Annotated in this window: 10 protein-coding genes; 3 read left to right on the forward strand and 7 right to left on the reverse strand. The window is 74.6% G+C overall.

The features are described 5' to 3' along the window. The first annotated feature begins 56 nt into the window (after nt 1-56). Nucleotides 57-920, forward strand: coding sequence for a DsbA family protein (locus ACZ46W_RS13815; protein WP_468336199.1), 864 nt, complete (start codon nt 57-59; stop codon nt 918-920). A gap of 87 nt (nt 921-1,007) precedes the next feature. Continuing rightward, nucleotides 1,008-1,985 carry a prolipoprotein diacylglyceryl transferase gene (gene lgt, locus ACZ46W_RS13820; protein ID WP_468336202.1) on the forward strand — a complete coding sequence of 326 codons (978 nt, stop codon included), beginning with the start codon at nt 1,008-1,010 and terminating at the stop codon, nt 1,983-1,985. Nucleotides 1,986-2,065: 80 nt separating this feature from the next. Here lgt and ACZ46W_RS13825 read toward each other — a convergent pair whose 3' ends face one another. The 7 genes from ACZ46W_RS13825 to ACZ46W_RS13855 form a co-directional block, all read right to left on the reverse strand. After that, nucleotides 2,066-2,887, reverse strand: coding sequence for an HpcH/HpaI aldolase/citrate lyase family protein (locus ACZ46W_RS13825; protein ID WP_468336205.1), 822 nt, complete (start codon nt 2,885-2,887; stop codon nt 2,066-2,068). Continuing rightward, a complete protein-coding gene (locus ACZ46W_RS13830; RefSeq protein WP_468336208.1) occupies nt 2,884-4,077 on the reverse strand; it encodes a CaiB/BaiF CoA transferase family protein in 1,194 nt (397 codons plus the stop codon). The genes ACZ46W_RS13825 and ACZ46W_RS13830 overlap by 4 nt, the downstream gene beginning before the upstream one ends. Further along, entirely contained in the window at nt 4,074-4,958 is an 885-nt protein-coding gene (gene rbsK, locus ACZ46W_RS13835) for a ribokinase (protein WP_468336211.1), read from the reverse strand. The genes ACZ46W_RS13830 and rbsK overlap by 4 nt, the downstream gene beginning before the upstream one ends. Continuing rightward, nucleotides 4,955-6,544: an ADP-ribosylglycohydrolase family protein gene (locus ACZ46W_RS13840; protein WP_468336214.1), complete on the reverse strand. Its 1,590-nt coding sequence runs from the start codon at nt 6,542-6,544 to the stop codon at nt 4,955-4,957. The genes rbsK and ACZ46W_RS13840 overlap by 4 nt, the downstream gene beginning before the upstream one ends. Next, a complete protein-coding gene (locus ACZ46W_RS13845; protein WP_468336217.1) occupies nt 6,541-7,707 on the reverse strand; it encodes an ADP-ribosylglycohydrolase family protein in 1,167 nt (388 codons plus the stop codon). Before ACZ46W_RS13845 ends, ACZ46W_RS13840 begins: the two co-directional genes overlap by 4 nt. Next, a complete protein-coding gene (locus tag ACZ46W_RS13850) occupies nt 7,643-8,956 on the reverse strand; it encodes an ADP-ribosylglycohydrolase family protein (protein WP_468336220.1) in 1,314 nt (437 codons plus the stop codon). Before ACZ46W_RS13850 ends, ACZ46W_RS13845 begins: the two co-directional genes overlap by 65 nt. A gap of 371 nt (nt 8,957-9,327) precedes the next feature. Beyond that, nucleotides 9,328-10,353, reverse strand: coding sequence for an ADP-ribosylglycohydrolase family protein (locus ACZ46W_RS13855; protein WP_468336223.1), 1,026 nt, complete (start codon nt 10,351-10,353; stop codon nt 9,328-9,330). A gap of 231 nt (nt 10,354-10,584) precedes the next feature. Between ACZ46W_RS13855 and ACZ46W_RS13860 the strand changes: the two genes are divergently transcribed. Continuing rightward, nucleotides 10,585-11,313 carry a VIT1/CCC1 transporter family protein gene (locus tag ACZ46W_RS13860; protein ID WP_468336226.1) on the forward strand — a complete coding sequence of 243 codons (729 nt, stop codon included), beginning with the start codon at nt 10,585-10,587 and terminating at the stop codon, nt 11,311-11,313. The last annotated feature ends 520 nt before the right edge of the window (nt 11,314-11,833 follow it).

Raw genomic sequence — 11,833 nt, forward strand, 5'->3', positions numbered from 1 at the left:
GGGTGGATCTGGACCGGGGAGGCGCGCGGGCGCCTCCCCGGTTCGTTGCTGTGGGCGTGAGCGACAAGAACAGTGCAGGGAAGCGGAGCGCGCGAGAACGGCTCCAGGTGGAACGCGAGCGGCAGAAGGCCCGCGAGAAGCGCAGGCGCACGCTGATCGTCGCGGCCGCCGTGGTCGGCGTGCTCGGCCTGGCCACGGTCGTCGGGCTGATCGCCGCCAACACCGGCGACGAGAGCGACGGCTCCGGCTCCGGCCCCGTCGCCGCCCCGACGGGCGCCGCCGGCAAGGACCGGCTCGCGATCCCGATCGGCGCCACCGATGCCCCGTCGACGCTCACGATCTGGGAGGACTTCCGCTGCCCGGCCTGCGCCCAGTTCGAGAACGCCGTCCGGGACACGATCCACCAGCTCACCGACTCCGGTCAGATCAAGGTCGAGTACCACCTCGCCACGATCATCGACGGCAACATGGGCGGCAGCGGCTCGCTCAACGCGGCGAACGCCGCGGCGTGCGCCCAGGACGCCGGCAAGTTCGTGCCGTACCACGACGTGCTCTACCAGAACCAGCCCCCGGAGCCGGACGACGCCTTCGCCAGGGACGCCAAGCTGTTCGAGCTGGCGGCCAAGGTGCCCGGCCTGGACAGCCCCGCCTTCCGCTCCTGCGTCACGGAGGGCACGCACGACAGTTGGGTGAACAAGTCCAACGAGGCCTTCCGTGCCGGTGACTTCCGGGGCACGCCGACCGTGCTGCTCAACGGAGAATCGATCTTCCCGACCAAGGGCAAGGAACAGATCTCCATCGAGAACCTGAAGAAGTGGGTCGCCGAGGCGAACAAGGGCAAGAAGCCGGGCACGGCGTTCCCGTCCCCGCCCGTGTCGCCTCCCGCGTCACCGGCCCCCGCGAGCCCCACGACGAGCTGAGCCGGCGCGGCTGTCCCGCGCTGTTATGCACTCTTTGCCGGGCGGGTTGCCCCGTCTCCCGCCCGGCAGGGTAGCGTCGGTCCTGCCATGGACCTTGCCTACATTCCCAGCCCGTCGACCGGCGTCCTCTACCTCGGACCGGTCCCGCTGCGCGGCTACGCCTTCTGCATCATCATCGGTGTCTTCGTCGCCGTCTGGTACGGCAGCAAGCGCTGGCTCGCCCGGGGCGGCAAAGCCGGTACCGTCGCCGACATCGCCGTCTGGGCGGTGCCCTTCGGCCTCGTCGGCGGCCGGCTGTACCACGTCATCACCGACTACCAGCTCTACTTCAGCGAGGGCGAGAACTGGGTCGACGCCTTCAAGATCTGGGAGGGCGGCCTCGGCATCTGGGGCGCGATCGCGCTCGGCGCGGTGGGCGCCTGGATCGGCTGCCGGCGGCGGGGCATCCCCCTCCCGGCGTACGCCGATGCCATCGCGCCCGGCATCGCGTTCGCCCAGGCGATCGGCCGCTGGGGCAACTGGTTCAACCAGGAGCTGTACGGCAGGCCCACCGACCTGCCGTGGGCGCTGAAGATCAGCGAGGGCCCCAACCGCGAGGCCGGGCTCTACCACCCGACCTTCCTGTACGAGTCGCTCTGGTGCATCGGCGTCGCCCTGCTGGTGATCTGGGCGGACCGCAGGTTCACGCTGGGTCACGGCCGGGCGTTCGCGCTCTACGTCGCCGCGTACTGCGCGGGACGCGGCTGGATCGAGTACATGCGCGTCGACGAGGCGCACCACGTCCTGGGCCTCCGGCTGAACGTGTGGACCGCGATCCTGGTCTTCCTGCTGGCCGTGGTGTACATCGTCGTCTCGTCGCGGATGCGTCCGGGGCGCGAGGAGGTCGTGGAACCGGCGGCACTCGCCGACGAGGCGAAGGCGCACGCGGCGAAGCTCGCCAAGACGGACGCGAGTGACCCGGCCGGTCCGAGTGACGCCGGTCCGAGTGACGCTGGTCCGAGCGACGCCGGTGGCGGCGGCAAGCCCGGGGCCGGTGCGAAACCGGAGTCGGCGGAGAAGAGCTGATTCGTTCATGGTGCGAGGCGGCCGTCGGGACCTGGAGGTTCCGGCGGCCGCCTCGCTTTCGTGTGCGGGTACGCGCGGCGTCACGGGCGGTGTGCCCTGAAGAGGGAGAGCGTGCGGCGGGCGGCCGCGACGACCGCCGCGTCGACGAAGCGGCCGTCCGGCAGGGCCAGCGCCCCGGCGTCGGCGGTGGCCGCCTTGACGACCTCCTCCGCCGCGGCGACCTCTTCCGGGCTCGGGAGGTAGGCCTGCTCGATGACCGGCAACTGGCGGGGGTGGATCGCCGCCCGGCCCAGGAAACCCAGCGCCCGGCCGTGGGCGCACGACGCGGCGAGGCCGTCGAGGTCGCGGGTGTCCGGGTGGACGGACTGCGCGGGTGGCGGGAGGCCCGCGGCGCGGGCGGCCACCACGACCCGGCCGCGCGACCAGTCGAGGCCGCTGTCGTCGCGTACGCCCAGGTCGGCGCGGAGGTCCGCCTCGCCGATGGCGATGCCCCGGACGTCCGGGTGGGCGGTGGCGATGCTGTGGGCCTGCTCGATGGCCAGGGCGGATTCCAGCAGCGCGTACAGCGGGACGCCGGGGGCGAGGGCCGCGATCCGGTGAATGTCAGTGCCGTGTGTCACCTTGGGGATACGCAGTGCAGCGAGGCCGGGCAGGGGGGCCAGGGCTGCGATGGCCGTGGTGTCGTGCGCGCTGGGGAGGCGGACATGGACCGGTACGGGGTGGGGCGAGGAGAGCAGGTCGGTCGTGGCGGCGAGGGCGTAGGCCTTGCGGCCCTGGGGCACCGCGTCCTCCAGGTCGACGATCACGACGTCGGCGCCGGACGCGAGGGCCTTGGCGACGACGTCGGGGCGGTCGCCGGGGGCGTACAGCCAGGTGAGCGGGGTGGTGGGTGCGGAAGTCATAGCGCGCCCTCGGAACGCAGGGCGGCGATCTCGTCCTGGGTCAGGCCGAGTTCGGTGAGGACGGCGTCGGTGTCGGCGCCGTGGGGGCGGCCCGCCCAGCGGATGGCGCCGGGGGTCTCCGAGAGGCGGAAGAGGACGTTCTGCATACGGAGGGGGCCGAGTTCGGGGTCGGGGACCTCGGTGACCGTGTCCAGCGCCTGGTACTGGGGGTCCGCCATGACGTCGCGGATGTCGTAGATCGGGGCGATCGCCGCCTCGGCCTTCTCGAACGCAGCCATGGCCTCCTCGCGGGTGTGCCGGGCGATCCAGGAGCCCACCGCTTCGTCCAGGACGTCCGCGTGCTGGGCGCGGGTGGTGCCCTCGGCGAACCAGGGCTCGGTGATCAGGTCGGGGCGGCCGACCAGGCGCATCACGCGTTCCGCGATGGACTGGGCGGAGGTGGAGACGGCCAGCCACGTGCCGTCGGCGGTGCGGTAGGTGTTGCGGGGGGCGTTGTTGCGGGACCGGTTGCCGGTGCGGGGCTGGACGTAGCCGAGCTGGTCGTACCAGAGCGGTTGCGGGCCGAGGACGGTGAGGATCGGTTCGATGATCGCCATGTCGACGACCTGGCCGCGGCCGGTGGCGGCGCGGGCGTGGAGGGCGGTCATCACGGCGTAGGCGGTGGCGAGGGCCGCGATGGAGTCGGCCAGACCGAAGGGAGGGAGCGTGGGCGGACCATCGGGTTCGCCGGTGATCGCCGCGAAGCCGCTCATGGCCTCGGCGAGGGTGCCGAAGCCGGGGCGCCGGGCGTACGGGCCGTACTGTCCGAAGCCGGTGACCCGGGCCAGGACCAACCGGTCGTTGGCGGCGGAGAGTTCGGGCCAGCCCAGGCCCCACTTCTCCAGCGTGCCGGGGCGGAAGTTCTCGACGACCACGTCGGCGGTGGCGGCGAGGCGGAGCAGGGTGGCGCGGCCGCCGGGGGTGGACAGGTCGAGGGTGATGGCGCGTTTGTTGCGGCCGAGCAGCTTCCACCAGAGGCCGACGCCGTTCTTGGCGGGGCCGTGGCCCCGGGACGGGTCGGGCTTGCGGGGGTGCTCCACCTTGATGACGTCGGCGCCGAAGTCACCGAGCATGGTCGCCGCGAGCGGGCCGGCGAAGAGGGTCGCGAGGTCAAGAACGCGTAGTCCGTGGAGGGGAGGTGTGGTGGTCATACGGCGTCGATCTCCGTGCGGTACGGCATCGAGGACGAGGCTCCGGGGCGCTGGACGGACAGCGCCGCGGCCGACGACGCCCAGGTGAGGGCGTCCGGTACGGGCCGGCCCTCGCCGAGCGCGACCGCCAGCGCGCCGACGAAGGTGTCGCCCGCCGCGGTGGTGTCGACGGCCCGGACGCGGGGTGCGGGGACCGTGACGGGGTCGGTGCCGCGGGCGGCGTGGAGGCTGCCGGAGGCGCCGAGAGTGATGACGACCTCGGGCACGTGGCGGAGCAGTTCCCGGGCGGCGGCGCGCGGGTCGGCGAGGCCGGTGAGGATCGCGGCCTCGTGCTCGTTGGGCACCAACAGGTCGGTGGCGGCCAGCAGTTCGGGAGGGAGGGGCTGGGCCGGGGCGGGAGTGAGGATCGTGCGGACGCCGTGGCGGCGGGCGGCTTGCGCACCGGCGGTGACGGCGGAGAGGGGGAGTTCGAGCTGGAGCAGCAGCGAGTGGGCGGTGGCGATGAGCGTCTCGTCGCCGGGGGAGAGGGAGGTGACGGTGCCGTTGGCGCCGGGGATGACGACGATCGCGTTGCCGCCCTCGTCGTCGACGACGATATGGGCCGTGCCGGAGGGGCCGTCGACCGTGCGGAGGAGATCGGTGTCGACGCCGGCGGCGGCCAGACCGGCCCGGAGCCGGGTGCCGAACTCGTCGGAGCCGACGGCGCCGATCATCGACACCTCGGCCCCGGCGCGGGCGGCGGCGACGGCCTGGTTGGCGCCCTTGCCGCCGGGGATCGTACGGAACTCGCGTCCCGTGACGGTCTCGCCGAGCTTGGGGGCGCGGCTCACATAGGCGACGAGGTCCATGTTGGTGCTGCCCAGCACCACGATGCGGGTCATGGGCGGAGTGCCTCCTGGTGGGCGAGGGCGTGTGTGAGGTCGGCCAGCGTGTCGAAGCCGATGCCGTCGAAGGTGTGGACGGAGCTGGCGAGGCGGTTCTTGAGAGGGGTGGTCCAGCGGTCGGGGATCCGGTCGGGGCGGCCGGCGAGGAGTCCGGCGACGGAGCCGGCGGTGGCGCCGTTGGAGTCGGTGTCCCAGCCGCCGGAGACGGCACGGCAGATGGAGAGGGTGAAGTCGCCGTCGGCATGGGTGAGCGCGGCGGCGAGGAGGGCGGTGTTCGGGACGACGTGCACCCAGTGGTAGGAGCCGTAAGCGGCGTGGAGCCGGTCGGCGACGGTGTCGAAGTCGGTGTGGGCGTGGGCCGTCGCGATGCCGAACCGGACCGCGCGGGCCAGGCGTGAGCCGGGTGGGATCACGGTCAGCCCGGCGGCGAGCGCCTGGTGGACGTCGGCGGTGCCGGAGGCGGCGGTCGCGATGACGGCCGCGGTGAACATCGCGCCGTACACGCCGTTCGCCGTGTGGGTGAGCGTGGCGTCCCGGTGGGCCTGTTCGGCGGCGGCCGCCGGGTCGCCGGGATGGGTCCAGCCGTGCACGTCCGCGCGGATCTGGGCGCCGATCCACTCGCGGAACGGGTTTCGGTGGGTGGCGGTGAGCGGTGGTTCGAGACCGGAGAGGAGGTTGCGGTAGGCGACGCGTTCGGCGGTGAAGGTGCGGCCGGCGGGCAGTTCGTCCAGCCACAGGCGGGCGACGTCGGCGGTGGAGAAGCCGGTGCCGTACCGCTGGAGGAGCAGCAGGTTGAGAAGGGGGTAGTTGAGGTCGTCGTCCTCGGGCATGCCGTCGATGTTCTCGGCCAGCGACGTGGCGGCCGAGCGCCGGTTCCAGGGATGGGCGGCGGCGAGCTCCGGAGGCACGCCCCTGGCGGTGAACCATGAGGTGAGCGGCCAGTTCCTGGTCGCCCGGGCGAGCGCCCGGATGGCGGGGAGCGGCAGCTTCTCGACGGGCTTGCCGAGCAGACACCCGGCGGCGCGCCCGAGCCACGCGGCATGCAAGCGGGCGTGCAGCCCGGGCGCGACGGCCACCCCACCGGGCGGTCGCCCGGCCGCGCCAGGTGGTGGCGCGGATGCTGCGGCGGGGGCCGGGGCGGCCGCGGCCGGGGGAAGGGGGGCGCTCGGAGTCCGGGCCGATGCCGGGGGTGGGCGGCGGTCCGCGCCGGGCGGGCGGTGCGGTGCGGCGACCGGCGAGTCCCCCGGGGTGGCGCCTCCCCCGGGGGGTGATCCGTGCGGGGCGTCCGCCCCGGTGGTGGGCCAGTGGGGGGAGAGGCGCCTGATGTGGGGGAAGGGGGTCGGCTCGGCGGCGGCGAGGGGGGTGGGGAGGGAGGCGAGTTCGTCCAGGAGGTGTTCCGCGAGGGCGCGGAGGTGTGGGGGCACGGGGACCGGGGAGGCGCCGGCCGCCGTGGGGGCGGGGGTGCCGCCCGCGGCGTGCCAGCGGGCGGCGACGGCGGAGGCGTCGCGGCCGTCCTCCGCGGCCTGGCGCAGTTCGTGGCCGATGAGGTCCTCGGGCTGGACCCAGGTGAGGCGCACGTTCACCGGGGCACCCCGAGGGCGGGGGAGAGGGCGACGAACGCCCGCTCGTGGGCGCGGCGGCGGGCCGTGTCGAGCATGAAGACCTCGTGGGCGACCTCGGCCAGGACCGCCGCCGGGGCGTGCAGGTCCAGGCGGCTGGCCTCGGCGACCCGTTTCGCCCAGTCGGCGGGGACCGCCGCCGCCCCGTGCAGCGCGCCCGCGATCGCGCCCGCCATGGTGGCGATCGAGTCGCAGTCACGGCCGTAGTTGACGGAGCCCAGCACCGTACGGCGGTAGTCGCCCTCGCCGACCAGCAGCATGCCCAGCGCGATCGGGAGCTCCTCGATGGCGTGCACCCGGGACGGGCGGCGCGCGCCGAGGGAGGGGGAGCGGTAGTCGGGGCCGACCGTGTCGAAGGGGGCGACAGCGTCCCGGAGGGGCCGGAGGGCGGACTCGAAGTCGGTGTGCCGGGCGGCGACTTCGGCCACCGCCTCGATCGCCGAGCGGGTGCCGTCCTTGGCGAGGTCGAGCGCCGTGTCCACCACGGAGCCGGGCGTCGCGCCCGGCAGACAGGCCGCCGCGACCGCCGCCGCGAACACCCCCGCCGCCTCGCGCCCGTAGGAGGACTGGTGGGCCCCGGCGACGTCGAGGGCCTCGGCGTACGCGGCGGGCGGGTTCGCGGCGTTGACCAGCCCGACCGGGGCCATGTACATCGCGGCGCCGCAGTTGACGATGTTTCCGGTGCCCGCCTCGCGCGGGTCGACGTGGCCGTAGTGGAGGCGGGCCACCAGCCACTTCTCGGCCAGGAAGATCCGTTGGAGGGGGAGCGCCTCGGCTTCGAACTCGGGGATCCAGCGGGGGGTGGAGATCAGGTCGGGTACGAGATGGTCCGCGACGGCGTAGGCGTCGAGGTGGTCGCGGACCGCGTCGTACACCCGGATCAGCGCGTGGGTCATCAGGGTGTCGTCGGTGACGTGCCCGTCACCCTTGTGGTACGGGGCGATGGGGCGGGCGGTGCGCCAGTCGTCGCCGTTCCAGGGGCCGACGATGCCGGTGACGCGGCCGCCGTGGCGTTCGGCGATCTGGTCCGGGGCGTAGCCCTCGACCGCGCCGCCGAGCGCGTCACCGACGGCTGCTCCGACGAGGCTCCCGGTGATCCGGTCCTCGAGTGTGGGGTTCGACGTCATGCCGGAATTGTCCACCCGGGGTGGCGAGTTCCGTGTGTGCGAGCTGCTCGGCGAGTTCCACGAGATCGGTGCCCGCGAGGCGGGGCAGTGCGCAGCCCGCGAGGGTGCGGCAGGCGTCGCGCCAGGTGGGCGGCACGCCGGGGCCACCGCTGAGTGCGCCGGTCAGCGCGCCGGCCAGGGCGGGCGCGGAGTCGGCCACCCGGGACAGGCAGGCGGCGGACGGTACCGCCTCGGTGACCCGGCCCCGGGCGGCGGTGGCGAGCGCGAGGGCGACCGGGACGGTCTCGGCGGCGGCGATGCCGTAGCTGTAGACGTGGTCGACGATCTGGTGCTCCAGGAGCGGGACGAGCTCGAAGGCGCTGTCGGCGGCGCGGGCGAGCCGGGTGGCGTGCCGGGCGTTGCGGCCGATCTCCGTGGCGGGCGGGAGCTGGCCGAGCGCGGCGTCCACGGCGTCGTCGACGCCTGCCCCGCCGAGCGCCGCGGCCACGGCGGCGGCCATGGCGCGGGCGCCGTGCACCCCGTCGCCGTCCTGGGTGTAGCGGGCGTCGAACTCGGCGAGCTCGGCGGCGGAGCGGGGGTCGCCGGGGTGGGCGACGGCGAGGACGGCGGCGCGGACGCAGGCGGCGTCGTCGAAGTAGTGCGGGTTGTCGTGGCCGGTGGCGGGCGGGCGCAGCCCGGTGGCGAGATTGCCGAGTCCGGCGCGTACCGAGATGCGGGCGCGGAGGGGGAGGACGGCGGACTCGACCTCGGGGGCGCGGTCGGCGGCCGCGGCGATCTCGGCGGCGAGGGAGTTCCAGGCGAGGTCGACGGCGGCGCACAGGCGGCGGGCGGCGGGCAGGGAGCGGAAGAGCCCGCCGGCGGCGGCGAGCAGGGTCTCGGCGGTGAACACCGCCCACTCGGCGTCGTCGGAGGGACCGAGCCGGAGCGGCTCGGGAGGCTGGTTGAGGGCGATGGGCACGGGGAGGGTGGTGGTGGCGTTCTGCTCGGCGAACGTGTCCAGCTCCCGGGTGAGGCGGCGCGTCCACTCGGGCATCCGCGAGGCGCGGTGGCGCGCGGCGGGCCACCCGGCCGCGTCCCCGGCCGCCAGCCCGAGCAGCAGGCCCTCGATACGCCGCGCCCCACCACCGGCGCCACGCGGTCGGGCGCGCTGCGGCCCGGTGCCCCCCGGGCGGCGCCCCGCCTCCCCGGCCGGGCTCCCGGGCTCCCAGGCGGCGCCGCCCCCTGTAGCTGGTGGGACTGCGGGGGCCACGGGGGCTACAGGGGGTGCAGGGGGTGCAGGGGCTGCCGGTGCTGCTGATGCTGTCGGCGCGATGGACGCCGCCGGGGCTGTGGGCTCTGCTGGGGCCGGCGGGACCGCCGGTGGTTCGGGGGCTGCTGGGGCTGTCGGTGCCGCCGGGGGTGTGGTCGCTGCTGGGGCTGCGGGCAATACCGAGGCGGCTGAAGCTGTGGGCCCTGCCGGGGCCACAGGGGCCACCGGGGCTCCCGGTTCTGCCGGGGCCGCGCGGGTCACCGGTGCTCCGCATGCTGCCGGGGCAACCGAAGCCGCCGGGGCCGCCGGGGCTCCGGACATCGCTGCCGCCCCGGACGCCGCGGCCTGCGCTGCTGGGTGCGTGGGGTGCATCAGGGGGCCTCCGTGTCGTCGTACGGGGTGAGCAGCTCCGCGATGTCGAGGACGTGGTAGCCGCGCATCGAGGGGAGGCAGTTGCCGCGTACGGGGCCGATGGCGGCCGCCCAGTCCGGGGGGATCGCCGTGGCGCCGGACATCGCGCCGGCCAGGGCGCCCGCCACCGCCGCGGTCGTGTCGGCGTCGCGGCCCATGTTGACGGCGGTGAGGACCGACGTACGGAAGTCGCCCCGGGCCGCCGCGAACGCGCCGAAGGCGAGCCCGACCGCCTCCGGGGCCAGGTCCGTCCAGGGGTAGCCGCCGATGACCACCGCCGAGCGGACGGTCCGTTCGCGGACGAGCGGGTCCGGCTGGACGCGCTGGGCCGCCACGACCGCGCGGCGCATCGAGCGGGCCGTCCAGGAGTCCATGGGCACCACCGACAGGGCGGCCGCGATGACCGATGCGGGACCGGCGCCCGACATCGCCGCCGCCACGCCCGCCGCGACCGCCTGGCCCCCGTAGATGCCCTCGCCCTCGTGGCTCACCGTGCCGTCGATGGCGACCAGCCGCGCCGCCTCCGCCGGGCGCCCCGCCGCGAAGACGCCGAAGGGCGCCGCCCGCATGGCGAGCCCGTCGCTCCAGGCGTGCCGGTGCTGGGCCGAGATGGGCGCGGCCAGGCCCCGCCGGAGGTTCTCCAGGGTGCCGCGCTCGCTGAAGCCCGCCCCCCGGAACGGCCCTTCGTCGAGGTCGGCGATCCACCGGTGCCACGCCTTCTCGACATGTGAGACGGTCAGGGCGGAGCCGTGCCGGGCCAGCAGGAGACCTGAGAAGATCGCGTACTCGGTGTCGTCCGTACCCACCGGGTCCTCGCTGACGAACCCCTCGATACGGCCCCAGCGGCGGCGGATCTCGGAGGGACGCATGTTCTCGGCGGGCGCCCCGAGCGCGTCGCCGACGGCCAGTCCCAGCAGCGCGCCCCGCGCGCGGTCGAGCAGCACCGCGGTGTCGGCGGGGGCTGGCTCGCAGGCGATCGGGTCCATGCCGTGGCCCTTCCGTGCGCACCGGTCCGATTCCTGGATCTGTGCCACGCCCGGGGTGCCGGGTCGTCAGGCCGGCGGCAGCTTCACCCAGGTGCCTCACCCGCCGGTCAACGCTGGTTAGTAAAGCCTGCCTTGCTGGCGCGCCCCTTACATCGCGCGTAGTTTCGAGGGTGTTGGGGGGAGCGGGATCGCCCGTGCCCGCTGCTGTACGCACGTATCAAGGGGAGAGCTGTGTCCATCATCGAGACCGAGGCGACGCTTCACGAGGCGCACCGCGACAACCACACGCACCGCGATGTGAACGGTGGCTGGCTCCGCCCCGCCGTCTTCGGCGCGATGGACGGTCTCGTGTCCAACCTCGCCCTGATGACGGGTGTGGCGGGCGGCGCGGTGTCGCAGCAGACCATCGTCATCACGGGCCTGGCCGGGCTGGCGGCCGGCGCGTTCTCCATGGCCGCCGGCGAGTACACCTCCGTGGCCTCGCAGCGCGAGCTGGTCCAGGCCGAACTGGACGTGGAGCGTCACCAACTGCGCAAGCACCCGGTGGACGAGATGGAGGAGCTGGCCGCGCTGTACGTGGCGCGTGGCGTCGAGCCGCCGCTCGCCCGTGAGGTCGCCATGCAGTTGTCGAAGGACCCGGAGCAGGCGCTGGAGATCCACGCCCGCGAGGAGCTCGGCATCGACCCCGACGACCTGCCCTCGCCGATGGTCGCCGCCGTCTCGTCGTTCGGGTCGTTCGCGCTCGGCGCGCTGCTGCCCGTCCTGCCGTACCTGCTCGGCGCGACGGCCCTGTGGCCGGCCGTACTGCTGGCGCTCGTCGGGCTCTTCGCGTGCGGCGCCCTGGTCGCCCGGGTGACCGCCCGTAGCTGGTGGTACAGCGGCCTGCGCCAGCTCGTGCTGGGCGGCGCGGCGGCGGCCGTCACCTACGGGCTCGGGGCCCTGTTCGGCGCGGCAGTCTGATCCGGCGCGGGACCGTTCCGGCGAGGTGGTCTGTTCCGGCGCGGCAAAGTTCCGGCATGGCCGTCTGATCCGGCGCCGCCGTCCAATCCGGCTCGCGACCGTTCCGGCCCGGGGTCGTTCCGGCTCGGGGTCGTGCTGACGCGGGACCGTTCCGGCCCGGGATCGTTCTCCGGCGCGGGGCCGTCACCCACAGCGGTGCGGCGGCCGTCACCCAGGCGGCGCGGCGGCCGGCACCCACAGCGGCCCGGCGGCCGGCACCCGCGGCGGTCGGCGCCTGCTGGCCCGGGCGCTGCTCGGTGCCGGGACTTGAGAACCCCCAGCTCAGCCCCCTCGGCAGGCGATCGAGGGGGCTTCGCCGTACCGTTGCCGTACCGTTGTGCGGAAGGCCGTAGTCGTTGTGACGAACGTCCAATAGCCCGATCCGCTTCTCCGATGAGACACTATGCGACGCGGCACATAAGTAGCCGTAACACGGCGGTTTCGATCCCCTCATCACAGGGCATGAGCCGTTAGCGCTGCG

Source organism: Streptomyces sp. NPDC031064, from assembly GCF_055570965.1.

Excerpts from the sequence above, each read along its gene's own strand:
- ACZ46W_RS13825 (WP_468336205.1), bottom strand. The coding sequence starts at position 2,887 with ATGACTTCCGCACCCACCACCCCGCTCACCTGGCTGTACGCCCCCGGC.
- ACZ46W_RS13845 (WP_468336217.1), bottom strand. The coding sequence starts at position 7,707 with ATGACGTCGAACCCCACACTCGAGGACCGGATCACCGGGAGCCTCGTC.
- rbsK (WP_468336211.1), bottom strand. The coding sequence starts at position 4,958 with ATGACCCGCATCGTGGTGCTGGGCAGCACCAACATGGACCTCGTCGCC.
- lgt (WP_468336202.1), top strand. The coding sequence starts at position 1,008 with ATGGACCTTGCCTACATTCCCAGCCCGTCGACCGGCGTCCTCTACCTC.
- ACZ46W_RS13855 (WP_468336223.1), bottom strand. The coding sequence starts at position 10,353 with ATGGACCCGATCGCCTGCGAGCCAGCCCCCGCCGACACCGCGGTGCTG.
- ACZ46W_RS13830 (WP_468336208.1), bottom strand. The coding sequence starts at position 4,077 with ATGACCACCACACCTCCCCTCCACGGACTACGCGTTCTTGACCTCGCG.